This window comes from Photorhabdus hainanensis (assembly GCF_018448965.1).
In the GTDB taxonomy this organism is placed as follows: domain Bacteria; phylum Pseudomonadota; class Gammaproteobacteria; order Enterobacterales; family Enterobacteriaceae; genus Photorhabdus; species Photorhabdus akhurstii.
The window spans coordinates 274263-299997 of the sequence record NZ_RCWD01000001.1; the positions used below are offsets into that span (position 1 = coordinate 274263).

The following is a 25735-nucleotide window of genomic DNA, read 5'->3' on the forward strand; positions in this document are numbered from 1 at the left end:
TGCCGTATAAACCTTGGGTTAATATGGCATTGAATTGCGTAGGATATAGGGTGGTTTAACACGAGGTTTTTATGTCAATTCAAGCAATTGAAGGCGTGCTGCAACAGATGCAGGCTCAGGCGCTACAGGCAGCAAGTATCGCAAAACCCATGCCGTTACAGGGGGGGTTTGCTAGTCAACTAACGGCGGCTATTGGTAAAATTAATCAAACACGTTTAAATGCCACAAAACAAACTCAGGATTTTACCCTGGGTGTACCCGGTGTTGAATTGAATGATGTGATGGTGGAGATGCAGAAATCCAGTATCGCTTTGCAAATGGGCGTCCAGGTAAGAAATAAGCTGGTGGCTTCTTATCAGGAGATTATGAATATGCAGGTGTAGGTATATAAGCTATTAATGTCTATCGTTAATAAGACAGATAGCGAGTGTCGTGGATAAATTCCGCGGCGCTGCAAACAGGACATTCCATCGGTTTTATTTCTGGTCTTTTGTGTTGAGATTGCATTTCTGTCCACATTTCAGCGCTGCCCATTTTGTTATTCCTTAGTTAATCCTTCCTGGGAAAGTAGTAAAACTCATTATCAATAAAATATTTAAGGTGTCACGGTTTCGAATAATAATTTTCAACTCTAATTTCTGAGGTTAATTTTAACTTATTGATAAGTATCAAAAAACGATAAGGAGAATGAGCGGTATATCCTGTTATAATTGAATCTTAGTTTTATGCCGGTTGAATTAATTCATAAAAATTTACTGAATGTTTAATAATAGATTAAAGGTTAAATCATGTGGTTTAATTTTTAATTATTTATAGATATAAGGAAATAATATGTCTGAAGTTATGAAACCTGAAAATGAATGTCCGTTTGATCCTAAGCAATATGAATGTCATAGTGTTGTCGCTCCGGTCGGTTCTTTTTCTTGGGCTTTGATTCAATTAAAGCTACGCAAACTTGTCTCTCGTTCCGTTTGGAGTGATAAAAAGATGTATTTGGCTATTACTCCTCGTGTGAATAATTTAACAGTGGAAGAAGGCAGTGCTTACGCTGTTGATGGTGTCGCCGTTGGTACTAAATATGATTATTTGACGCATATTGATCTGCGCAATGAGCACGGTAATTTTGTACCGTGGCAGCCAACGCAAGAAGATATGATGGCTTGTGATTGGAGTTTTTTTGAAGATAAGGTAAAGCCTGAACCAGAGTCAAATGATATGTTGGTTTTCGATCTTAAATCAGAGTTTGGCGAAAAAGCTGGATATTATGGATATTTGAGTGAAAATAAAATAAGTGATTCTAATGCCGCTCCCATAGGGACTTTAACTATTACCCAAAATAAGACAGATATTAAAAATATTTTAATATTCCATACTGTTGAAAATCCAGGTTATATTCATTTTTCTGTATCCTTTGATGAAGTTAATTCTCAAAAGGTGAAAGAATTATTTAAGAAAAATCTTTATGTCAAAGTTGACAATATAACCTATAATCTTGGAACAAGCCCAGAATGGAGTTCAGATATAACAAATTCCACATCCGGTGTTTTATATAACAATGACCCGCCCAATAATCCACATAAAGTGGATACTGAAAAACTAGGCAAAATTTTAAAGCAAATAGGTGAAACTAAGCGATTTTATTTAATTTGGAGTGGTGAATAAGGATAAATAATTCAGATCTACACTCTAAGTTCAAGGCTGCACTTCGGTGCGGCTTTTTTCGTATCTGTTGTCACAAGTTAAATCCAATTTACATTTTTTCTGATGAGAAGTTATTTCTCTTCGTGGATATTGGGAAGCTTATGATGAAAATTGTATTTATCCTTAATAAACACAAGATAAAGTTAAGATTTTCATGTTCAATAGACGCAATTTAATCACCAAGATTTCTTATATATTCCTTATAATCTGAATTGAAATCAATACATCCTAAACCAAGCTCACAAAATGGGTAAATAATGGTGATGAGAGTACATCACCTTTATTTCTCAATTACTTTTGTTCCGTAGAGTTCATAAGGGTATTATGATAGGGTTCAACAGGGAATTGGCCGTAGCTATCATTTAATAATTGCTGTTGGCTTGCTTGTTTGATGAGTTTACTTAATTCATCAAGTCTTTTCTGTAGTAGTTTTTTAATCTCATTTTCATTATCTAAAATTATCTGCAAAATGTTGGTCATTTTTTGCTGTAACGAAAGAGAAGTCGTCGATGATATTGAAGAGTGGCTGATCACTTCTACTGCTTTGAGGTAGGTGATTTCCATATCAACAAGTTCATCCCATTTTTCATTTTTAGCTAAATTAAGCATTTGCTCACTTAAACTTAGGATCTGTTGGTAAGCTGACAAAAGATCCATTTTATTATCCATTAAACAATATCCTGACTGGCGTTGTGATGAGGGCCAATTTGCCGCCAAGCGTCTGAAATCTCGGTGAGTAACTTTATTACTTCGGTAATGGCTGGCTCATCATTGCGTAAATTAGCGTGGAGTAAACGTTGGGTCATATAGTCGTAAAGGGAAGCGAGATTGTGTGCCAGCTCTCCACCTTTTTCAGTATCTAACCCTTGTTTGAGGCCATTATCGATGATATTGATCGCTTTGGAAATAGCAGCGCCTTTTTCCGCGATATTACCTTGTTCCATCAGAATAATTGCTCGACGCAGGGCGCTAAGCGCCCCGTTGAACAAAATCTGAATCAACTGATAGGGAGAGGCGTTCATAATTTCGCTCTCCATATCTATCTGGGCATACAATTGACTTGCCGAACGTTGATACATAATTTCCTTTAATTATCTCATTTGCTGTAATTGTGATAGGAAGCTACCGGTTTTTCCCAAGGAAGAGACCATTTTATCCAGTTGTGAAAATTGGCGTTTATAACGTTCAATTGTTTCGTTAATATTTTCTTTCGTCCTGTCTACTTGTTTCTCAAGGGTTTTTAGACGCTTGTTAATGCCATTAGTCGCGGTAACTAAGGTACCTTCATGGCTATCCAGAGCATCTTTTAATAGCTTATGTGTCTGAGTGGCAAAACCCGTTTCTTTACCGTCACCCATAAAGAACGCTTTCACATTAGCTGGTTTTTCTTTTAGATTTTTTTCCAGTTTTTCGTTATCAATTTCCAGCTTGCCGTCAGGCTTTTGTTTAATGCCCAGCTTATTCAGGGTTGGAATATCATTAGCTGCCTGAGAGCTGAAAATCTGGCCTCTTAGTTGGTTCTGTATTCCGCGTAATGTGCTGTCGCCTAATAAAGCGCCATTATCTTTCGACGGTTCTTCACCCTGTTTTACTGGCTTAAATTTGGTCAGTGAATCAAATGTCGTTTGTAATTCATTATAAGCATCAACCCAGTTTTTAATCGCCTCTTTCATCGGCTCAATATCACGGGATATGACCAGTATTTCTGGCTTATGTTCACCTGGTTTATCTTTATCCTCAGTCGTTTTTTTCAGATCCAGCTTAACGCCTTCGGGTGCATCGGTAATATGGTTTGTCTGACGCTCAATTTCGATTTTGTTGACGGTCAATTTCGCATTTTTCGCTTCAACCGTTTGAGTGAGTTTACTCGTTGTACCCGGATAGTTTAGAAACTCGCTAAGTTTGTTATCACCTTCAACAGTGATGGTCATCACCGATTCAGCGCCCGCTTTTTTGGCCGTCAGCACTAAATAGTTTTCGCCATCTTTGGCTTTAATAATACTGGCGTTGACATTACCTTCCTGCTTATTAATGGCATCACGGATCTCAATAATGGATGTTTGTCCGTCTGTCAGCTCGATTTTCATCGGTTTTTTTTCGCCAGGCTGAGTAATGGTAATTGTCCGGGTTTTACCTTCACCCAAAGATTCACCCAGATACTCTTTGATATTACGGACTTTTTCTGTCTGTAATGATTGCGCCTGTGCCAATTGTTTAACTTCAATACTGTAGTTACCTGGACTGGCTTTAGAATCAGTACTGGCAACGAATGCATCATGTTTTTCGCTGGCAGTGGTTGTATTAAGTTTATCGAACTTTTTCAGTGACTCAGACGCAGTTTCCAGCTTTTCTAAACTGCCTTTTAATGTACCAAAAGCGGTTAGCTTACCTTTATAACTGGTTTGCTGTTGTGTCAGAGGGACTAAACGCTTTTGTTCTGCTGCCTGAAGTTTATCCAATATAGAGCCCAAATCCATCCCCGATCCGGCGCCTAATGAAGAAATGCTAGCCATTTATTGACTCCTTTATTAGTAAATCTTTATTGAACCGGTTATCGGTAAGTTTTTAGAAAAGTTTACTAATAAAAATAATTTTTCTATGGTAGGAATAGTCGTGAAGAACCGACGCTGTTTGGCTTATCAAGGCAATGTGATAAAAAAGAAAAAGTTTTTTCAAGAAAAATTAAAGGTTCTTTGAGGGGCGCCGATAAAACTGTTGGCGGTGATGAACACCGTGGGTAAACCCCAAACTTATATATCGACTTGATTTTAAAAAGGAACTCTAACTATGGCACAAGTCATCGGAACTAACATCCTCTCCCAGCTGACTCAGAATAACCTGAATAGATCCCAGGGTACTTTGGGTAGCGCTATCGAGCGTCTGTCTTCTGGCCTGCGTATCAACAGCGCGAAGGATGACGCAGCTGGTCAAGCGATCGCTAACCGTTTCACTGCAAATGTTAGAGGTTTGACCCAGGCGGCACGTAACGCTAACGACGGTATCTCTATTGCACAGACTACCGAAGGTGCGCTGAACGAAATTAATACCAACTTACAACGTATTCGTGAACTGGCTGTTCAGGCGACAAACGAAACCAACTCTGCGAGTGATACCAAATCTATCCAGGAAGAAGTTACTGAGCGTTTAAAGGAAATTGATCGTATTTCTAAACAGACTCAATTTAACGGTGTTCATGTTCTAAGTGAAAAGAACGAAATGACTATTCAGGTTGGTGCTAACGACAACGAAGTTATCAAAATTAATCTGGAAAAAATTGACAGCGAGGTTCTGAAACTGGGTAAATTTACTGTTTCTAAGGAAGTTCCACACGGAGAAGTAATTACACAGGTTGACGATGGTGCAGGTGGGAAGAAAGATATCGATCATACTACCGACGTTAAAGTTAAGGACCTGAAAAGTGTAGAAGTCTATAAAGCCGTTAAGGATAATGGTGAAGTTGATCCTGGCAAATATGTTGTCAAAGGTACTGACGATACAGATGGCAAAGTGAAATATTTCAGCGCAGAAATTAACAAAGCTGATGGTAAGTTGAAAGCAACCGATGAGATTACTGCTAAAGCATCAAAAGATCCTCTGGATACTTTGGACAAGGCTCTGGCAAAAGTTGACAGCCTGCGCAGTTCTTTGGGTGCTATCCAAAACCGTCTGGAATCTACCGTTAACAACCTGAACAACACCGTTAACAACCTGAGCGCAGCTCGTAGCCGTATCGAAGATGCTGACTACGCGACCGAAGTGTCTAACATGAGCCGTGGTCAAATTCTGCAACAAGCGGGTACTGCGGTTCTGGCTCAGGCTAACCAAGTGCCTCAGAATGTAATGTCTCTGCTGCGTTAATCGTTCAGTTAGGGCAATATGTGAACCTGATTCACATAAAAATCCAAATAAAATCAAGGATCGGCTCGCCGGTCCTTCTTTTTTAGGAGTTTATCAGGAACAGCCTAAAATTTGTGATACTATTAGGCAGACAATAAATTTCGCATAGGTGAAAAAGAAGTGTTTTTACTACATTGTTCAAACGATTGCCCTTGTTAGGGGATTGGATAATGATGGTTAGTCTCTTTTTCCAAAGGTGTCTGTTGTTGTGAGCGATTTGTATACCGCCGAAGGCGTGATGGACAAAAACAGCCTCTGGAAGCGCTACGTACCATTAGTTCGCCATGAAGCGTTAAGGCTACAAGTTAGGTTACCCGCGTGTGTGGAGCTGGATGATCTACTTCAGGCCGGGGGAATCGGCTTACTAAATGCGGTGGAACGTTTTGATTCCTTACAAGGAACCGCGTTTACCACTTATGCGGTACAACGCATCAGAGGTGCAATGTTGGATGAGTTAAGGAGCCGCGATTGGGCTCCGCGTAGCGTGCGCCGTAATGCGCGCGAAGTGACGCAAATCATCCGTAAACTTGAGCAAGACTTAGGCCGTCCAGCCAGTGAGCAGGAAGTTGCTAAAGAATTAAAGATTGATCTGGTAGAATATCGGCAGATACTGTTAGATACGAATAACAGTCAATTGTTTTCGTATGACGAATGGCATGAAATTCATGGTGAAAGCTGTGAACCTGTCATTGAAGAGGGGCATGAAACTAATCCCTTACAACAATTGCTGGAGAGTGACGTTCGTCAACGGGTAATTGAAGCTATTGATTCGTTACCTGAGCGAGAAAAAATGGTTCTGACGCTGTATTATCAGGAAGAACTTAATCTGAAAGAGATTGGCGCAGTACTTGAAGTCGGGGAGTCCCGTATAAGTCAGCTACACAGCCAGGCGATTAAACGCTTGCGGGCACGCTTAAATCCGGAAAAGTAACTTTTTTGCTTATTTGTTTTTTGTTTAAGACTACACACAGGGCTTATCTCTTATGTCTGTTACAACACAAAAGAAACGGCCGCTCAGCCGTTACATTAAAGACTACAAACATAGTCAAACTCATTGCTTGCATTGTCACAAAGCTCTTGACCGTATCTCTTTGGTTTTTAATGGCCAAGTGATCAACAAAGAGTCCATCTCCGAGATGACGGAGTTGATCGATGACAAGACCTGGGATGAGCTGCAAGATAAATTTGTCGCGTTATGTCGTTTTTGCAGTGAGATTTATTGCAATAGCGAGACAGATTATTTTGACATCATGTCGTTCAAACAGTACCTGTTTGAACAGACTGAAATGAGTCATAGCACTGTTCGTGAGTATGTGGTTCGTTTACGACGTTTGGATGAATTGCTCACTTCAAGCAATTACCCTGTAAAAGAGTTCACAACAGAGAAAATTCAGGAAAAACTGAGTGAAAAGCTGTCACAGTCGGCATTCAGTAACTACAACATTGCTTTGCGCAAGTATGAACAGTATTTGAGCTGGCAACAGGGCGGTCACTAAGCTGGAAATATAAACAGCAAAGAGATGATTAATTTTGGGGGAACACATTTTGATGTGTTCCCCTTAGACCGCTGACAAGCCACGTTAAAAATAACGCGGGTTGTTTTCATAGGCGTCAATATAAAATCAGACATTAAAAATAAAAATTACACTTACGAAAGCCACGCTTGGCTTTTAATAACAGGGACGATAATAGGATTAATTATTTTTTTATATAATGGTTGCGGATTGCCTATTTCCCATGAGATTTTTTGTTGTTATTTCATTGAGTTGGGTTTTGGAGGTGATAAAGGAAATTATTTTAAATATCACGATAGGTACCAACTTATTTTGCCTTGTTATCTTTTCAGTTGTCTCACCATTAATTAGCCTAACATCATCTTAAATCTTATTGACTTTTGTATATGAAAATATATTGTATATGTTAATTTCATTAATATGGTATTCGCTATGGAAAAAGAAATATTTATTTTTAGAGAAGTTAACGTAGAAGACGCAAACAGTCTGGTTGTCTTTTTAAATGATTTGGATAACACATCGGAATTTATGTTATTTGAGCCGGGGGAAAGAAAAACCAGTGTTGAAGAACAGGCGGATATAATAAAAGGATTCGGAAAAGACAGGCAAATGTTAATATGTGAAGATAACAAAAGTATTGTTGGATTTATTGTTATATCTAGAGGAGTGTGTAATAGAAACAGGCATCTGGGTTCTATTGTTCTTGGAGTAAAAAAAGAATATAGAAACAAAGGTATAGCGAGAAATCTACTCGACAAAGCGCAAGATTGGTCCCGGAAAAATGGAGTTAGCAGACTTGAATTAACCGTTGCAATAAAAAATACATTGGCAATAAAACGGTATTTGTCATCAGGTTTTATTTTTTCTGGCATCAGAACTGGTTCACTATTTATAAATGGTGAACTGATAGATGAATACTATATGAATAAAGAAATATGACTAAAGAAATACTGAAACAGTAATAGACCGTGGGCAAACAACCGATGATTAAGTTAGGATTCTTGGGGAACACATTTTTGATGTGTTCCCCTTAACTACAACCGAAATTAACCGATAGTCATCAGACTGGCATTACCCCCCGCCGCTGCGGTGTTAATGCTCAGTGAACGTTCATGTAGCAGACGTTCTAACAGCAGATTAGTTTCTCCACGGGCAAAACCTTGTACGGAAATGATAACGCCTTTACGCTTAGCAACTTGTTCGCAAACTTGACGCAATTGATCAGAATCGCCGTGGTAAATAACCGCTTCGAATACCGTATCTTCACTTTGCCAGTCCTGAACCCAATTGATTGATTTACGGACGCTATCTGGCAATTGACGAAATAGTTGCTGATGTAGTTCATCATTTTGCCATAGCAACTGACAGCCTACAGATAATGTTGCTGCCAGTTGAATGAATGTATCCTGTTGATTATCCGCCAGACACAACACCTGACCACGAGGCAACAGGGTATAAGTATTGCGTTCGCCGGTCGGCCCCGGCAACAGGCGGGTAGTGCCGCCTTGTGCCAGCAATTTATATTGTTGAATCAACTGATTTAGCTCTTCGTTGTGCTGCTTGGTCGCCCATTCTGTCAGTGCATCAAAAGGGGTCATCAGTACTGAACGGACATTGGCATCCAGTGGATATTCAGCATCCTGACGTTCCAACGTTTGGTTGATCGCGTTTTGAGGACGGCAAGAGAGCAGACGGTACAAATAGAGCGGGCCGCCTGCTTTCGGTCCGGTACCGGATAAGCCTTCACCACCGAACGGTTGCACGCCAACAACAGCGCCTACCATGTTGCGGTTGACATACAGATTGCCGACTTTCGCTTTAGCGGTAACTTGTGCAATCGTTTCATCAATACGGGTATGGACGCCCAAGGTCAGACCATAGTTGGAGTTATTAATTTGATCCAGCAATTTATCCAGCTCGTCACGTTTAAAACGGACAACATGCAGAACCGGGCCGAAAATCTCTTGTTTTAATTCATTGAAATTTTCCAATTCAATCAGTGTCGGTTTAACGAAGGTGCCTTGATCCCACTCTTGATTGTCAACCACATTATCTTGTGCTGCCTGATAAATCGTGCGTCCTTTGGTACGCATTGCTTGAATATGGCGATCAATGCCGGCTTTGGCTTCCGCATCAATGACCGGGCCGATATCGGTAGACAGGCGTTCAGGATTACCCATCCGGCATTCAGACATGGCGCCTTTCAGCATGGTAAGGGTTCTTTCTGCCACATCATCTTGAATACAGAGGATACGCAGGGCAGAACAACGTTGACCGGCGCTGTCAAAAGCAGAGGCGACCACATCAGTAACAACTTGTTCTGTCAGCGCGGAAGAATCGACAATCATGGCGTTCAGACCACCGGTTTCGGCAATCAGAGGGGTTGGGCGCCCTTGTGCATCAAGTCGTCCGGCAATGTTACGTTGTAATAGACTCGCCACTTCGGTGGAGCCGGTAAACATCACGCCGCGCACTCTCTCATCACCCACCAGAAGAGAACCAATGGTTTCACCTCGGCCAGGTAATAATTGCAATGCATCGTGGGGAATACCTGCTTGATGCAGTATTTTGACTGCCGTTGCCGCAATTAATGGGGTTTGCTCCGCAGGTTTTGCTAATACACTGTTACCGGCAGCCAATGCAGCCGCTATCTGCCCGGTAAAAATGGCTAATGGGAAATTCCACGGGCTGATACAGACAACCGGCCCCAGTGGACGATGGGTATCATTAGCGAAATCATGACGAACTTGTCCCGCATAGTAATAGAGAAAATCGACCGCCTCGCGTACCTCGGCAATTGCATTATTAAAGGTTTTGCCGGCTTCTCGAACCAAAATACCTAATAACGGTTGCAGCTGGTTTTCCATCAATTCCGCAGCGCGAACCAGAATAGCAGCTCGTTCTGATGGGGGAGTCGCAAACCAGATTGCGCCGGCTTCTGTTGCGACATCCAGCGCATGACCGACTTCCTGTTCAGTGGTTTCACGAACATAGCCGACAATATCCGAAGGCGCCGCCGGGTTAATAACTGGTTTAGCGGCCGGTAACTCACCTTGATGGTGATAATTGCCGCCCAGTAGTGGCTCGCTATACCGTTCTTCGGTGGCAGAACTTAATAGCGCGCTGGAAAGAGATGCCAGACGATGTTCGTTGGCAAGATCCAGACCGGCTGAGTTTGCGCGATCTTTGCCATACAGATTGTGAGGCAGAGGAATTTTCGGATGTGGAAGACCGATTTGGCCTTCGGTTTCGGCCAGCTTCTGAACCTTGTTCACCGGATCGGCGACCAGTTCATCCAGTGGTAATGTGGTATCGGCGATACGGTTGACGAAGGAGGTGTTAGCGCCGTTCTCCAACAGGCGACGGACCAGATAAGCCAACAGTGTTTCGTGAGTGCCTACTGGCGCATAAATACGGCATGGGCGGTTTAATTTACCGTCAGCGATTTTCCCGACCACTTGTTCATACAAGGGTTCTCCCATGCCATGCAGACACTGGAACTCATATTGACCAGGATAATAGTTTTGGCCCGCCATATGATAAACGGCAGCTAAAGTATGGGCGTTATGGGTAGCGAACTGAGGATAAATCAGATTGGGTACTGACAATAATTTGCGGGCGCAAGCCAGATAAGAAACGTCAGTATAAACTTTGCGGGTGTAAACCGGATAGCCTTCCAGCCCATCGATTTGAGCGCGTTTAATTTCGCTATCCCAGTAAGCGCCTTTTACCAGTCGCACCATCAACCGACGGCGGCTGCGTTGTGCTAAGTCAATGACTGCATCGATAACAAAGGGGCAGCGTTTCTGATAAGCCTGAATAACGAAACCAATGCCATTCCAGCCAGCCAGTTGTGGTTCAAAACAGAGTTTTTCCAACAAATCGAGGGAAATTTCCAGACGATCGGCTTCTTCGGCATCAATATTGATACCAACATCATATTGGCGTGCCTGTAATGTCAGGGAAAGCAGGCGTGGATATAGCTCGTTCATAACGCGTTCATATTGAGCACGGCTATAACGCGGGTGCAGCGCAGAAAGCTTAATAGAGATTCCAGGTCCTTCATAAATGCCGCGGCCGTTAGATGCTTTCCCGATAGCATGAATCGCTTGTTGATAGGAAACCATATAATTCTGAGCATCTTCCTCAGTTAAAGCGGCTTCACCTAGCATGTCATAGGAGTAACGGAACCCTTTTTCTTCCAGCTTACGTGCACTTGCCAGCGCTTGAGCGATGGTTTCTCCGGTAACAAACTGTTCACCCATCAGGCGCATTGCCATATCTACGCCTTTACGCACTAATGGCTCGCCGCTCTTACTGATAATGCGATTCAGCGAATTGGAGAGTTTGGCTTCGTTGTGGGTAGAGACCAGTTTGCCGGTAAACAGCAGCCCCCAGGTTGCTGCATTGACAAACATGGATGAACTTTGGCCCAGATGGGAATGCCAGTTGCCGTTACTGATTTTGTCGCGGATTAGCGCATCGCGAGTGGCTTTATCAGGAATACGGAGCAAGGCTTCCGCAAGACACATTAGCGCAACGCCTTCCTGAGATGAGAGCGAGAATTCCTGTAATAACCCTTGAACCAGACCTGAACGACCAATGCTGTTTTTTTGGTTACGCAGTTTTTCTGCAATGCTGTAAGCCAGTTTATGAGTCGCTTGTGCCTGATCTTCTGGTAATTGCGCCTGTTGTAGCAACATGGGAACTGCTTGTGTTTCTGGCAGGCGATAGGCCGCAGTAATTGCGGAACGTTTTACTGATTGAGGCAGGATATGCTCTGCGAAGTCGAGGAAAGGTTGATGAGCAGAATCTGGTGCCGTTTCTTCGGCGATTATCTTCTCTTCTTTAATATCTTGATTAGCAGAGAGTTCAGCGATCTGTTCATCACTTTCAAGACGTTCAAGGTAATTAAAAATAGCTTGTTTAATCAGCCAATGTGGAGTGCGGTCAATCCGTTGTGCCGCAGCTTTAATGCGATCGCGCGTTGCTTCATCAAGCTTCACGCCCATTGTTGTACTACCCATCCTTGCTCCTTAATAGGTAAGGTTTATCTAAAATTGCATGATAATATCTGACATGTTGCAACTTTGTGCAACCTTATGAGAATCGCTTGTTTTATTTTTGTGAAATTAATCTAGTTATTATAATTAGGTGGATATATTTATTTTTGTGACTTTATTTGATTGATACACATTGGTTTAATATTTTGTAGCGAAATATAGGGGTGTAACCCTGAAATGGTTAAAAAGTATAATTTTTAAAGCAAATAAATGTGATTCAGTAGACGTTTCTTGTAAAAAATGGCGTTAATTAGTTGTTAAATTACCTGATGCTAATCTAGGATTCACTGTAACTTTCTAATTGGTTACAAAAATAATTATTTCAATTTAGAATTATGGACCATTTTTAGGTGCAATCAGGTGCAACGTTCCTGAACCTGACAGGGAAAACTCTGTGTACCCAGGAGAACTGCGGATTTGCAAAACACAGATAACACTATGGAGAACTTGCATGACAGTAAATACACCAATGCTAATCACCTTTATTGTCTACATTACTGGTATGTTGTTGATAGGTTTTTTGGCTTATCGCTCAACCAAAAATTTTGATGATTATATTTTGGGAGGAAGGCGATTAGGTAGCGTGGTAACGGCTTTGTCTGCCGGTGCTTCGGATATGAGTGGCTGGTTATTAATGGGCTTGCCTGGCGTAGTTTATTTCGCGGGGATTTCAGAAAGCTGGATAGCCATTGGTCTTGCTTTAGGCGCTTACCTGAACTGGAAATTGGTGGCAGGCAGGTTACGAATCCAGACCGAAGTTAATAATAATGCGCTAACATTGCCGGACTATTTCACCAGTCGTTTTGACGATAGCAGTAAAATCCTACGTATTATTTCTGCGTTGGTTATTTTGATCTTCTTTACTATCTATTGTGCTTCTGGCGTCGTTGCCGGAGGATTGTTATTTGAAAGTACGTTCGGTATCAGTTATCAGAAAGCCATGTGGCTCGGCGCGGCAGCAACCATTGCTTATACTTTCCTTGGCGGCTTTCTGGCGGTCAGTTGGACCGATACGGTTCAGGCTTCATTAATGATCTTTGCGCTTATCTTGACGCCGGTCATCGTTATTTTCTCTGTAGGCGGCGTTGATACCTCTCTGGCGATGATAGCGGCAAAAAGTCCGGCTTATATGGACATGTTTAAAGGGTTGAACTTTATTGCCATTATCTCGTTGCTAGGTTGGGGGTTGGGTTATTTTGGTCAGCCGCATATTCTGGCGCGTTTTATGGCGGCAGATTCCCATCATACTATCCGTAAAGCTCGCCGTATCAGCATGACCTGGATGGTGTTATGTCTGGCTGGCACTATTGCTGTCGGCTTCTTCGGTATTGCTTATTTTGAGATGCATCCTGAACTGTCTGGCCCGGTCACAGCCAACCGTGAGCGTATCTTTATGGAATTGGCGGTTGTTTTGTTTAATCCTTGGATAGCAGGCATTTTACTCTCAGCTATTTTGGCCGCGGTGATGAGTACCTTAAGCTGTCAGTTGCTGGTGTGTGCAAGTGCTTTGACGGAAGATCTTTACAAACCCTTTATCCGTAAATCCGCCAGTCAGAAAGAGTTGGTGTGGGTAGGGCGTTTCATGGTGTTGCTGGTGGCGGTCATCGCGATGGTGATAGCAACCAATCCAGACAATAAAGTACTGGCTCTGGTAAGTAATGCATGGGCAGGGTTTGGCGCTGCGTTCGGTCCGGTGGTACTGATTTCTGTTATCTGGAAACGTATGACTCGTAATGGCGCATTAGCGGGCATGTTGGTAGGGGCCGTTACGGTATTGGTATGGATGAAGTACCAGTGGTTTGCGTTGTATGAAATTATTCCTGGCTTTATCTTAGCTTCTATTGCGATAGTGGTTGTGAGTCTGTTGGGTAAAGCGCCGAGCAGAACAGCGCAACAGCGTTTTATTGATGCTGAAGCGCAATATAAGACTAAATGAATTGAGATAATATATTGAAATAAAGGTAAAAAAGCGTGAAGGCGAAATGCCTTCACCAGACCACTAACAAACCTCGTTTAAAGCGAGGTTTGTTTTTTTCATCATGAAAAATTATTGGATGCCGGTAACTTTGAGTCATTCACTGGGAGAATTATCGGCGGTCAATGTTTCATACTTTCACCTCTGGATATTCAGCAGTCAACAGAGATAAATAATCTTGATAAAGCACGTCATATAATGCGGCTGTTTCGGGAATTGGAACGGTGCGGGTTTCCTCATCAAGATGAACAAAGCGTTGGCAAAGGTGGGCGAGCTGCGCTTGTTTGTCTTTTTCTTCTGTCAAGGAATCACACCACATAGCTTGAATAGCAGCACCTAGGGCGGCAGCTTCTTGATTTGTGACGCAAATAACCGGCGTATTCATGATATCAGCCACAATTTGTCGCCATTTTTTACTGCGAGCGCCGCCGCCGGTCAAACGGATTTCATTAATTTCAATCCCTTGTTTGCGAAATAATTCAATACCAAAACGTAGCCCGTAGGTGGCGCTTTCAACTGCCGCCAAAATGAAATTTTGTTGATTCATATTGCTAATATCCAGGTTATGGATGCTCGCTTTGGCGTGGGGAAGTGGCGGGACACGTTCACCATTAAAAAACGGTAGCATTATCAAACCATTAGCACCGGGTTTGCTCTGGTTCAATGTGTCATTAAAAGCCTGAATATCCATATTAAACAGCTTCTGAATAGTGGTTGTTGTTGAAGTCACATTCATCGTGCAAATCAATGGTAGCCATCCATTATTAGAGGAGCAGAAACCCGCGATCATTCCAGAATCAGCGACAATTGGTTTGTCAGAGTAAGTGAATAGGGTGCCAGAGGTGCCTAAACTCATGGTCGTGATGCCGGGAATGATATTGCCCGTTCCAATGGCAGCCATCATATTATCGCCCCCGCCAGACGCAACTTTGGTTGTCGGTGAAAGCCCTAATCTTCTTGCTATTTCGGGCCTTACTGTGCCAATACAGGTCTCAGCGGAAACCAATTCAGGCAGTGCATGCCAAAGACGGCCATCCGGATCAATTAATTGGGCAGTTTGGTTATCCCATTCGCGTTTACGAATATTCAGTAATCCGGTTCCTGAAGCATCACCATATTCGGCAACTAATCTGCCTGTTAGCCAATAGTTGAGATAATCATGAGGTAATAAAACGGTATCCAGCTTTTCCCATAATTCAGGATGGTATTTTTTGAACCAAAGAATTTTTGATGCGGTATAACCTGTTTGCGGCATTAATCCGAGTTGTATTAAAGCGGCTTGGATACCACCGAGTGCGTCAATAATTTCCTGATTTTCAATCGCGGTTTCAGTGTCGCACCAGAGTTTTACCGGTGCTAAAACATGGCCTTCTGCATCCAGAGGAACAAAACCGTGTTGTTGACCTGATACGGCAAGAGCGACAATTTCTGTACCAGAAATTCCGGCTTGCTCAATCGCTTGAGAAAAGGCACTTTCCAATGCCTCCGTCCACCAGTGAACCTGTTGTTCACGACGGCCGTTTGAGTCGCTAATTATTGGGTGAGGCGAGCTGCTTTCACCCAAAATATGCGTTTTTTGGCTATTGACAATAATGACTTTAGTACTTTGTGTACCGCAATCGATACCAGCGTAGAGCGCCATGCGTTACTCCATTTCCAACATAATTTTGATATCTGTCGGGCGACCCTCCGCGGCTCGTTCATACGCCTGAACGCTGTCTTTAAATTTATAGGTTGCGGATAATAAGGGGGTTACTTTGAGCTTGCCAGAACTCAGTAAACGGATAGTACGAGGATACATATTTGCGTAGCGGAAAATAGTTTTGAATGTGATCTCTTTAGCTTGAGCAGAGACAATATCAAGTGGCGCCGGATCAATAGGCATACCGACCAGAACAGCTATTCCTCCCGGCGCAATGTGCTCTGAAATAGTGGCAATGACCGGTTTTGCGCCACTACATTCAAAGAGAATATTGACGCCATTACCATCGGTTAATGTATTAACTGTCTCAGCAAGTACTTTGTTATTAACGGGGTGAAGACCCGGATACTGCTTTGCAATTTCTAGTTTTTCATCGAACACATCACAAATAATGACATCAGAACAACCACCGGCTAATGCAGCAAGTGCGGTAACAATTCCGATCGTGCCGGCGCCAACAACTAATGCGATATCTCCAGGTTTAATTTCTGCTTTTGTGGCTGCTTGCATACCGATAGATAATGGTTCAACCATTGCACCTTCGGCAAAACTGACATTATCAGGTAATTTGAACGTAAATGCCGCTGGGTGAATAACTCTTTCTCGTAAGCAGCCATCAATAGGGGGCGTCGCCCAGAAACGGATTTCTGGATCTAAGTTATAAATACCTGCCCGTGATTGTGGTGATTGCAGATTAGGAATGCCAGGTTCCATACAGACACGATCGCCGATTTTTAAGTGGGTCACATTTTTACCTACCGCTGTGATGACACCTGATGCTTCGTGCCCGAGGATCATCGGTTTTTCGACAATAAATGGCCCAATGCGCCCGTATTGGTAATAATGCACATCGCTGCCGCAAATTCCCACCGAATGAATTTTTATCTCAACATCATTTTCACCCACTATTTCGGGGGCTTCCCAGTCTTGAATTGAAATCTGACCTGCTTTTTCTAATACTAATGCTTTCATGATCTGTCCTCTTATTTTGATATTACCGATATCATTTATTTGGAGGGATATTAGATCGAAAATTATTATATTTATGTGATTTAAGTTAAGGTCTTATTAAATGGTGATGTTTTTGTGTCAATATTAAAAAGTGAATTGTCCACTTGGTCATTATTTTAATATGTATATTGACAATATAATGATATCAATTTCAATAATAAGAATATAAGTATGAATAAACAACCTTATATTGAAAAATAATGGTTTTTTTCGAAAGGCATATTAAATTCAAGAGTAAATTGCTTGGATATTTGAATTCGATATGTTCAGGTCAGCCATAAAGGGGCGGCAGAAAAAGACGAAGGTGAGCACAACCGATCCGGAAAGTGGGTTTATGCATCGCATCAGTAAGCCTTACCTCCAGAGTCTGGCGCGTCAGCTCAGTCGCTTCGTCTTGATATCATGTTAATCTTTCAGTTTTTTAGCGATTTTCGCTACATGCTCACCTTGATAACGGGCGATCTTCAATTCATTTTCATTGGGGATGCGAGAACCATCACCGTCAGCAATAGTACTGGCGCCGTAGGGTGTTCCTCCTTGCATCTGCGAAATATCGCCAATTTCAGGAATACCATAACCAATCGGTACAATAATAAAGCCGTGGTGGGCGAGTGTTGTCCAGGTTGAAGTAATCGTCATCTCCTGACCACCGCCAACGCCTGTGGAAGTGAAGACGCTAGCGACTTTGCCGTACAGTTTACCTTCGACCCACAGGCCGCCGGTCTGATCTAGAAAGTTTCTCATTTGGCCGGCCATATTACCAAAGCGGGTTGGGGTGCCGATAATTATGGCATCATAATCAACCAGCTCTTGTACGGATGCAATCGGAGCAGATTGATCTACTTTACCACCTGCTTTGGTAAATGCTTCTGGTGGAATGGTTTCTGGCACGCGTTTAATCGTGACTTCTACGTCAGCGACTTTTTTAGCGCCTTCTGCCACTGCGGATGCCAGCGCTTCAATATGACCATACATGGAATAATAAAGCACAAGAATTTTAGTCATATTACTTTCTCCTATTAAGGTTAAAAAGTGGCTGCGAAGTTTACAATAATAGCAGCCTGTTATTTAAATTCATCAATACCCTTCATCTTTCAAGTTGCTTCTTTGTTGGCTGCACTCACTCACCCCGGTCACATAGTTTGCTATGCTCCCGGGGATTCGCTCCCTTGCCGTCGCGATCCATCTTGAAATCCATTGGGTAAATATTATTGATGGAATAAGGTGAAATGATCATGTTATGAAAATTGCCTAATGCTTTTATAAGGAAGATTTTCTTAACCGGTAGAGTTAAGTGTAGTGGTAATTTTTCAGCTTGCAGCAATAAAAAAGACCTGTGGAGTATTATTCCAACAGGTCATATAGATATTAAGGATTTGAATAAGTTAACTGTACAAACGTGTTCTACGTTTTTTTACAACTTGAAAACCGATAATTAAAATCATAAACCAGATAGGCGTGATGATTAATGCCTGACGGGTATCATCTCGTAAAGTGAGTAATATCAGAACAAATGCAAAAAATGCCAGGCAGACCCATGACATGATAATACCTAGTGGCATTTTATAGGTTGAAGCCTTATGTAATGCCGGGCGACGTTTCCGGTAAACCAGATATGAACTTAGGATCATACTCCAGATAAACATAAACAGAATGGCTGAAACGGTAGTTACCAAGGTAAATACATGCATAACATCAGGAATTAAATAAATCAGCACCACACCACAGGATAAACATAAACAGGTGAAAATTAACCCCGATGCAGGTACGGAACGGCGTGAAAGGCGGCTGAATTGCTGTGGCGCATCGCCTTCTTTTGCTAACCCAAATAGCATACGGCTGGTGGAGAAAACACCACTGTTGGCTGAAGAGGCGGCAGAGGTTAATACCACAAAGTTCACGATACTGGCGGCAGCGGGTAAACCGATGAGAACAAACAGCTCAACAAAAGGACTTTTGTCTGCAATGATTGAACGCCACGGTGTGACTGACATAATAATTATCAGCGCCAGCACGTAGAAGGTGATAATACGAATCGGAATGGCATTAATGGCTCTGGGAAGCGATTTCATTGGATCTTTAGTTTCCGCGGCAGCTGTGCCCACTAATTCAATGCCCACAAAGGCGAATATGGCTATCTGAAATCCGGCGAAAAATCCGCTTAATCCTTTGGGAAAGAATCCGCCATCATTCCATATATTTGCCAGTGAAGCGGTATGACCGGCAGGAGATTGAAAATGCATGCCAATCAGAGCAGCGCCTGTCGCGATTAAAGCGACAATTGCAACGATTTTTATCATAGCGAACCAGAATTCCATTTCTCCAAATAATCTCACTGTAGCCAGATTTAGGGAGAGCAATAGTGAAACGCAGAGTAGGGAAGTGAGCCATTGTGGGAAATCCGGTTGCCAATAGCTGATATAGGACGTGATCGCGACCACATCGGCGATACCGGTAATGACCCAACAAAACCAGTAAGTCCAGCCGACGAAAAAACCAGCCCAGGGTCCGAGCAAATCGGCGGAAAAATCACTGAATGATTTATAATTCAGGTTCGAAAGCAATAGTTCACCCATTGCTCGCATCACGAAGAACAGCATGAAACCGATAATCATATAAACGAATATGATCGATGGTCCGGCGAGAGAGATTGTTTTCCCTGATCCCATAAACAGGCCCGTGCCGATGGCGCCGCCGATAGCGATAAGTTGTATATGCCGGTTGCTTAGATTGCGTTGCAACTGCGTTTCCCCGGTTTTAGCGGAAAGTGAGGTGTGTATATTTTCTGCCATAGTATGTAGTATCCAATATTTTCTTCGGTAAATTGTTACGGCTCTTTAAGTGGCCTTATATATGATGATGTTTGCGAAAAATATTGTGACACAGATTACTATAGTAATAACAGCCTGATCTCACTTTAAAAACAAATTGGTTACAATTTAACTTGTTAATGCTGTTGGAATTGAGTATGAATTATTCGTTCATAAAAAAATGGCTATAATATATTGACGACAGCTTTGTATAGGGGAATAATTACTCATATTGGGTTGTTAGCTCAGTCGGCAGAGCAGTTGACTCTTAATCAATTGGTCCGGGGTTCGAGCCCCCGACAACCCACCAATCAAATTAATGAGTTGTAAATATTTCACTGACAACTTATTTTTCTAGGTAACTTATTCATGTCATAATCGTACCAAGACTTATTTAACATTCTCCGTATGTTCTTAAGATGATTTAGTGATAAATACATATATCTTCTGAATTTCTTTCGCAGTTACCATTTCTTGTAATGTAGGTAATGATACCTGAAGTTCTTCTATGATTTTTTGTGATAATGTTTTCTAACTTGATTAAAGTGAATAGTGCAAAAACACCTATAAGTTATTGTTTGTTTTCTCTAGGTTCCTATTAGTTTTAAAATAAATAATTATTCCTATTCAATATTTCTGAAAACACCAAGGTTGTAAATACAATATTCAACCTTGGTGATGATGCATTGATCATTGATTAAGTTAGAAACGATAGCCAACAGTTATATTAAAACCGTTAGTAGATAAATGATCTTTCTCGTTTCCGTCTTTAATACTAAAGCGGCTACCTTCATAACCGGCGGTAATTGAAGTATTGGTGGTTGGATTAATAATAAAACCCGCTCCCCAACCTAACGTGTTTTTGCTTACTGATTCCTTTTCGATATATCCGGTACGGTAATCGGCTGAAGGGCGATAGTGAGTGGAGGATTTTGCGTTAATCCTAGATAATCCCAGTTGGCCATATAAGCTAATATAATCATTAATCCTATAGGTTGGACCCGCCATTAGGGAATAGTACTTAATATCACTTTTTGAGTGATAATTTTCTGTTCTCTCTTTATCATCGCCTTTAGCAAAGGTAAATGATGATAATAGCCCCCATTGATCATCAAGCTCATATCGGTAACTCAATGTTGCGCCATTTAGTGCGCTTACATCTTGTGGTTTCACGTAGGCGTATCCGATAGAAGCTGTATTTTGTTCAGCTTGGACAGGTAAAGTTATCACAGATACAGAAAAGATAACTCCACAACTTAATAACAATTTTTGCATTTCATTACACTCTATATACTTCTAAAATAAACGACTTTATAACTCATTTAAACGATTTGCTTACTAGCAGTTGTGATAAATATCATAACTTACATCATCAGTATATATTTTTTGATTAAATTTAGACGTTATTTTCAAATCATTACATTATTGCTGGTTTTTTAAGGATAGAAATAGTGATAAAGAAATTCCAGTAAAAATGTGGAAATAATAAATGGCTATTGCAGTCGATAGATATTATCTCTATGGTTGAAATACTTATTTATTACCAAGGGGTTAAGATTAACTTAATAAGACTGTAATTTTGTAGAAGACTGAATCTTGTCATCGGGAAATGAATTAATAAATTTCCATTTTTCAGGCGAGTTAGAGGAATTATCGACAATTTTGACTTTCAGTCTGGGAAATTATCAACAATATTTACTTTGTAGTCATGAAATTATTCAATAATTTTAATATTTTCAAAGATCTTTGAGACATCGACTTGACTTTTAGCAGCAGCGCTAAATGAAATAACTGTTACTAATAATAGGGTAGAATCCGGCGCTAAATTTCTGTGGCGACTCATTATCGCCACTTAAAGCTCATTATCACCGTTTAAAACAAGGCAGGTTTGTTATACCCGTTAATGGTTGGCTATATTTTTATTCGTCTATAGTTGATTTTAGCCATTGGATAAAGGCATTGACTTTCTCATTCTGTTGTTGAGGCAGGGTACAGGTATAGTAATATTGTTTACATAATACTTCAGTGTTGGGAAAGGGGGCGACTAATTCATTGTTTTCAATTTTTTCCCAAATCATATTTTTTCTGCCCATTGCAACACCCGCATGGTGTATTGCGGCAACGGCAGCTAAATCGGAGCGATCAAAGACAATGCATTTGTGTGATGGGTCCAGTGTAACGTTAAAGTGTTCTGCCCATGTATTCCACTCTTTGGTATCGGAATCATAGCTCCATGCTTGTTTATCGTGTAATAGTGTGCAGTATTGTAGGTTATCGATATTTCCCATTAGGTTATGCTTTTCAGCATATTGCGGGCTACAGACCGGGGTAATATATTCGCTCATCAGATATTGATGTGATAACTCGTTGGATATAATATCATCAAAATAAATCGCAAGATCGATACCATAACCGCGAAAATTCACATTTTCGTTACCGACTAAGATGTTCAGGTTAATGGATGGATATAGCTGATTAAAATCAGCCAATTTAGGCACTAGCCAGCATTGAGTAAAGGTCGGGCGGGAGTAAATAGTCAGATTGCCCGATAACTCCTGATTTTTTATTTCCAGAATTTCCTGATTGAGATGTTCCAGCGTCGATTTAATTGTCCAAAATAAACGCTTTCCTTCACAGGTTAATTCAATTTTTCTGTGAAAACGTTGGAAGAGTTTGAATCCCAACTCTTGTTCCAGAGAACTGATTCGATGGCTGACCGCACTGGCGCTGATAGCTAATTCGTCAGCGGCCAGAACAAAAGAGCAGTGGCGAGCGGCTATCTCAAATGTATGCAGCTTTGATAACTGGCTTCCATTGAGTAACTTATTTACAACCATGAAATTATCATCTGTGTACATATTTATCGTGTTTCTAGTTCATCGACGACGGATAATACAACCGTATCATTAAGGCGGTGTGTTTCAGATAGTTTTAGTGATTTAAATCGCAAATAAAGTGAAAATTTTGATCGGTATCACTGAATTGGCTCAATCTGATTCATGCATGGCTATGTATTAATCATTTGTCAAAAATTGAATATTCATATTCAATAATGAAAATTCGTATGACGAACAGAGGCTGACTGTGGGGAATGAGTAAGTGGATTCACAACCTTGGGTGATTGGTACGTTACTTACAAGTATTGTGTTAATCGTATTTACGATAATTAAATTAAAAATTCACCCTTTTCTCGCGCTATTGTTAGCCAGTTTTTATGTCGGTGTCTTAATGGGAATGAACCCTGTTGAAATGGTGAGCGCCATTCAAGGGGGAGTTGGAGATACGTTAGGTTTTCTGGCCGTAGTGATTGGTCTGGGAACCATTCTTGGTAAGATGATGGAGATATCCGGCGCGGCAGAGCGTATTGGTATCACATTGCAAAAATGCCGATGGTTGTCACCTGACATCATTATGGTGCTAATTGGTTTGGTTTGTGGTATTACGCTGTTTGTCGAAGTAGGGGTGGTATTGTTAATTCCGCTGGCATTTTCTATTGCCAGGAAAACCAATACGTCACTGCTGAAATTAGCGATTCCATTATGTACAGCGTTGATGGCGGTTCACTGTATTGTTCCTCCACACCCGGCTGCATTATTTGTGACGAATAAACTGGGTGCGGATATTGGTTCGGTGATTGTGTATGGGTTGGTAGTTGGCCTATTTGCAGCTTTGGTGGGTGGTCCATTATTTCAGAAGCTTCTCGGTAGCCGTCTGCCTTTTAAATCGGTTCCGGCTGCGTTTTCTGAAATTGCAGTTCGTAAGGAAGGGAATTTACCTTCTTTAGGCATGACATTATTTACGGTGTTATTGCCAGTTGGGTTGATGTTGATTAAAACGGTTGCTGAATTAAATATAGAAAAAGGCGCCACATTTTATGCGGTGCTGGAATTTATTGGCAATCCTATTACAGCTATGTTCATTGCCGCCTTTGTTGCCTATTACACTTTGGGCATCAAGCAAAGTATGGGAATGAGTACGCTGTTGACGAAAACAGAAGATTGTTTCTCCTCTATCGCCAATATCTTATTAATTATCGGCGCGGGCGGAGCATTTAATAGTGTTTTAAAAGTAAGCGGTCTTAGTGATACGTTGGCCGTTATTTTGTCGAGTCTGGATATGCACCCAATTCTTTTGTCTTGGTTGGTTGCTATTATTTTGCATGCGGCGGTTGGTTCAGCAACAGTCGCAATGATGGGCGCGACAGCGATTGTTTCGCCTATGTTGCCGTTATATCCAGATATTAGCCCTGAAATCATTACATTGGCAATTGGTTCTGGTGCTATCGGCTGTACTATTGTGACTGATTCACTGTTTTGGTTGGTTAAGCAATATTGCGGAGCAACGCTCAGTGAAACTTTTAAGTATTACACAACTGCAACGCTTATTGCGTCTGTAGTGGCGTTGGTTGGGACGTTTCTTCTTTCTACTATTGTGTAATGGAAAGAAGTAACAGCTCGGCTTGAAAAATAAGAATAAGACGTGCGAAGTGTCAATACCAGGGAAGCCTGTAAAACAGGCAGCTTTTATAGCTAAAATAATAAACAAAATAAACATTAACGTAGTAATTAAAATAAGGGGAAGATAAAAAATAAACAAAGTATGATGTGCTGATATATTGTAGGAAGTTGTAGTAAACATAACATATTGAATATAATAAAAATTCTAATAATCAAGCAAGTAAGAGTTGTTTTATATACCAGGGAAACACCTATCTTGGGTTAACACATATATGAAAAGTACTGAAATTCAGCAATTACTAAATGAATATCCGTTAGTAAAAAATTTAATGGAATTAGAGGAAATCTTTTGGTTTAACCCTTGTAACACCACCTTTAAAGAGGGATTGCTTTTTGTCGGTTTGGACGCTGATGATGTCAAGGATGCTAAAGCACGCCTGGATCGTTTTGCGCCTTATTTATGTAAAGCTTTCCCGGAAACAGCTGTCACACATGGCACTATTGAATCAGAAATAGTGGCTATTCCTACGATGCGGAAAACACTGGAACAATATTATGGTGTGAGTATCACAGGAAGAATTTTGCTTAAAAAAGACAGCCATTTGCCAATTTCAGGTTCGATTAAAGCCCGTGGTGGAATTTATGAAGTGTTAGCTCACGCGGAAAAATTGGCATTACAGGCGGGGCTGCTTTCTAAAAACGATGATTACAGCAAACTATTCTCGGAAGAATTTAAACGGTTTTTTAATCAATACAGCATTGCTGTAGGTTCTACCGGCAATTTGGGGCTGTCCATTGGTATTGTCAGTGTGAAACTGGGCTTTAATGTCAGTGTGCATATGTCTGCCGATGCTCGTGAATGGAAGAAACAAAAGCTACGTTCGCATGGGGTCAATGTCGTGGAACACGAACTGGATTATGGGGTAGCCGTAGCCAGAGGGCGTAAAGAAGCCGAATCTGATCCTAACTGCTTCTTTATCGACGACGAAAACTCCCAAACGTTGTTTCTGGGATATTCTGTCGCAGGTGGACGGGTAAAGGCGCAGTTTGAGCAGATGAATATTGTGGTTGATGAAGATCATCCATTATTCGTTTATTTGCCGTGCGGCGTTGGTGGTGGTCCCGGTGGTGTTGCATTTGGACTGAAATTGGCTTTTGGTGATCATGTGCACTGCATTTTTGCTGAACCTACCCATTCTCCTAGTATGTTATTGGGGGTATATACTGGTTTGCATGATAATATTTGTGTACAGGACATCGGTATCGACAATATCACTGCTGCTGATGGTCTTGCGGTAGGCAGGGCTTCTGGCTTTGTTGGGCGTGCGATGGAACGTTTGCTGGATGGATTTTATACTATTCAAGATCAGGAAATGTATAATCTGTTGGGGTTACTGAATCGTGATGAGGGTATCCGGTTAGAGCCGTCGGCATTAGCTGGTATGGCGGGTCCCGCTCGTGTGAGTGGAAACCGTGATTATCTGAATAACAAAAACCTTTCAGTAGAACAGATGAAGCAGGCTACACATCTGGTTTGGGCAACCGGCGGCGGTATGGTGCCCGATGATGAAATGACAAAGTATTTAGCGACAGCCAAAATCTAAT

20 protein-coding genes and 1 tRNA gene are annotated in these 25735 nt (G+C 41.5%); 10 read left to right on the forward strand and 11 right to left on the reverse strand.

Features of this window, described 5'->3' with window-relative positions; translation table 11 throughout:
• Positions 1 to 71: 71 nt before the first annotated feature.
• Complete coding sequence (fliE, locus tag EAE92_RS01250) at positions 72 to 383, forward strand: flagellar hook-basal body complex protein FliE (RefSeq protein WP_046395721.1); 312 nt, start codon at positions 72 to 74, stop codon at positions 381 to 383.
• Positions 384 to 408: 25 nt separating this feature from the next.
• Here fliE and EAE92_RS01255 read toward each other — a convergent pair whose 3' ends face one another.
• On the reverse strand, positions 409 to 534 hold the full coding sequence (locus EAE92_RS01255; protein WP_214066753.1) for a type II toxin-antitoxin system MqsA family antitoxin: 126 nt from the start codon (positions 532 to 534) through the stop codon (positions 409 to 411).
• Positions 535 to 831: 297 nt separating this feature from the next.
• Here EAE92_RS01255 and EAE92_RS01260 point away from each other — a divergent pair, with 297 nt between their 5' ends.
• Entirely contained in the window at positions 832 to 1662 is an 831-nt protein-coding gene (locus tag EAE92_RS01260) for a DUF2829 domain-containing protein (RefSeq protein WP_214066754.1), read from the forward strand.
• Between the two features lie 330 nt (positions 1663 to 1992).
• On the opposite strand, the gene fliT is transcribed toward EAE92_RS01260, so the two are convergent.
• From fliT to fliD, 3 genes are read right to left on the reverse strand one after another with little or no spacing between them, the layout of a single operon-like run.
• Positions 1993 to 2370 (reverse strand): flagella biosynthesis regulatory protein FliT, encoded by a 378-nt coding sequence (gene fliT, locus EAE92_RS01265; protein ID WP_113024302.1) that lies wholly within the window; start codon positions 2368 to 2370, stop codon positions 1993 to 1995.
• The gene (fliS, locus tag EAE92_RS01270; protein WP_214066755.1) at positions 2370 to 2780 is read right to left on the reverse strand and encodes a flagellar export chaperone FliS; all 411 of its coding nucleotides are present in this window, start codon (positions 2778 to 2780) and stop codon (positions 2370 to 2372) included. Before fliS ends, fliT begins: the two co-directional genes overlap by 1 nt.
• 12 nt (positions 2781 to 2792) lie before the next feature.
• Positions 2793 to 4214, reverse strand: a complete 1422-nt coding sequence (gene fliD, locus EAE92_RS01275) for a flagellar filament capping protein FliD (protein ID WP_214066756.1) — start codon at positions 4212 to 4214, stop codon at positions 2793 to 2795.
• 274 nt (positions 4215 to 4488) lie between these two features.
• Between fliD and EAE92_RS01280 the strand changes: the two genes are divergently transcribed.
• The 4 genes from EAE92_RS01280 (at position 4489) to EAE92_RS01295 (ending at position 8051) form a co-directional block, all read left to right on the forward strand.
• On the forward strand, positions 4489 to 5559 hold the full coding sequence (locus EAE92_RS01280) for a FliC/FljB family flagellin (RefSeq protein ID WP_214066757.1): 1071 nt from the start codon (positions 4489 to 4491) through the stop codon (positions 5557 to 5559).
• Positions 5560 to 5806: 247 nt separating this feature from the next.
• On the forward strand, positions 5807 to 6529 hold the full coding sequence (locus EAE92_RS01285; RefSeq protein WP_036775524.1) for an RNA polymerase sigma factor FliA: 723 nt from the start codon (positions 5807 to 5809) through the stop codon (positions 6527 to 6529).
• A gap of 52 nt (positions 6530 to 6581) precedes the next feature.
• A complete protein-coding gene (fliZ, locus tag EAE92_RS01290) occupies positions 6582 to 7094 on the forward strand; it encodes a flagella biosynthesis regulatory protein FliZ (protein ID WP_011146218.1) in 513 nt (170 codons plus the stop codon).
• Between the two features lie 450 nt (positions 7095 to 7544).
• Positions 7545 to 8051: a GNAT family N-acetyltransferase gene (locus tag EAE92_RS01295; RefSeq protein ID WP_214066758.1), complete on the forward strand. Its 507-nt coding sequence runs from the start codon at positions 7545 to 7547 to the stop codon at positions 8049 to 8051.
• 107 nt (positions 8052 to 8158) lie between these two features.
• On the opposite strand, the gene putA is transcribed toward EAE92_RS01295, so the two are convergent.
• A complete protein-coding gene (putA, locus tag EAE92_RS01300) occupies positions 8159 to 12139 on the reverse strand; it encodes a trifunctional transcriptional regulator/proline dehydrogenase/L-glutamate gamma-semialdehyde dehydrogenase (RefSeq protein WP_214066759.1) in 3981 nt (1326 codons plus the stop codon).
• Positions 12140 to 12626: 487 nt separating this feature from the next.
• On the opposite strand from putA, the gene putP reads away from it, so the two are divergent.
• Positions 12627 to 14111 (forward strand): sodium/proline symporter PutP, encoded by a 1485-nt coding sequence (putP, locus tag EAE92_RS01305; protein WP_214066760.1) that lies wholly within the window; start codon positions 12627 to 12629, stop codon positions 14109 to 14111.
• 169 nt (positions 14112 to 14280) lie between these two features.
• Here putP and xylB read toward each other — a convergent pair whose 3' ends face one another.
• The 4 genes from xylB to cycA all read right to left on the reverse strand — a co-directional run bounded on the left by xylB (position 14281) and on the right by cycA (position 19655).
• Entirely contained in the window at positions 14281 to 15792 is a 1512-nt protein-coding gene (gene xylB / locus EAE92_RS01310) for a xylulokinase (protein ID WP_214066761.1), read from the reverse strand.
• A gap of 3 nt (positions 15793 to 15795) precedes the next feature.
• Positions 15796 to 16824 carry an NAD(P)-dependent alcohol dehydrogenase gene (locus tag EAE92_RS01315; protein ID WP_214066762.1) on the reverse strand — a complete coding sequence of 343 codons (1029 nt, stop codon included), beginning with the start codon at positions 16822 to 16824 and terminating at the stop codon, positions 15796 to 15798.
• A gap of 444 nt (positions 16825 to 17268) precedes the next feature.
• Complete coding sequence (wrbA, locus tag EAE92_RS01320; RefSeq protein WP_036775494.1) at positions 17269 to 17868, reverse strand: NAD(P)H:quinone oxidoreductase; 600 nt, start codon at positions 17866 to 17868, stop codon at positions 17269 to 17271.
• 380 nt (positions 17869 to 18248) lie between these two features.
• Positions 18249 to 19655 carry a D-serine/D-alanine/glycine transporter gene (gene cycA / locus EAE92_RS01325; protein ID WP_214066763.1) on the reverse strand — a complete coding sequence of 469 codons (1407 nt, stop codon included), beginning with the start codon at positions 19653 to 19655 and terminating at the stop codon, positions 18249 to 18251.
• A 252-nt stretch (positions 19656 to 19907) separates the two neighbouring features.
• Between cycA and EAE92_RS01330 the strand changes: the two genes are divergently transcribed.
• Positions 19908 to 19983, forward strand: a tRNA-Lys gene (locus EAE92_RS01330).
• A 392-nt stretch (positions 19984 to 20375) separates the two neighbouring features.
• Here the strand turns inward: EAE92_RS01330 and EAE92_RS01335 are convergent.
• Positions 20376 to 20948 (reverse strand): Ail/Lom family outer membrane beta-barrel protein, encoded by a 573-nt coding sequence (locus EAE92_RS01335; RefSeq protein ID WP_214066764.1) that lies wholly within the window; start codon positions 20946 to 20948, stop codon positions 20376 to 20378.
• Between the two features lie 644 nt (positions 20949 to 21592).
• Complete coding sequence (gene dsdC, locus EAE92_RS01340; protein ID WP_105397776.1) at positions 21593 to 22531, reverse strand: DNA-binding transcriptional regulator DsdC; 939 nt, start codon at positions 22529 to 22531, stop codon at positions 21593 to 21595.
• A gap of 241 nt (positions 22532 to 22772) precedes the next feature.
• Between dsdC and dsdX the strand changes: the two genes are divergently transcribed.
• Both dsdX and dsdA read left to right on the forward strand, forming a co-directional pair.
• Positions 22773 to 24110, forward strand: coding sequence for a D-serine transporter DsdX (gene dsdX / locus EAE92_RS01345; RefSeq protein ID WP_214066765.1), 1338 nt, complete (start codon positions 22773 to 22775; stop codon positions 24108 to 24110).
• A gap of 292 nt (positions 24111 to 24402) precedes the next feature.
• Positions 24403 to 25734 (forward strand): D-serine ammonia-lyase, encoded by a 1332-nt coding sequence (gene dsdA, locus EAE92_RS01350; protein WP_214066766.1) that lies wholly within the window; start codon positions 24403 to 24405, stop codon positions 25732 to 25734.
• Position 25735 lies beyond the last annotated feature (1 nt).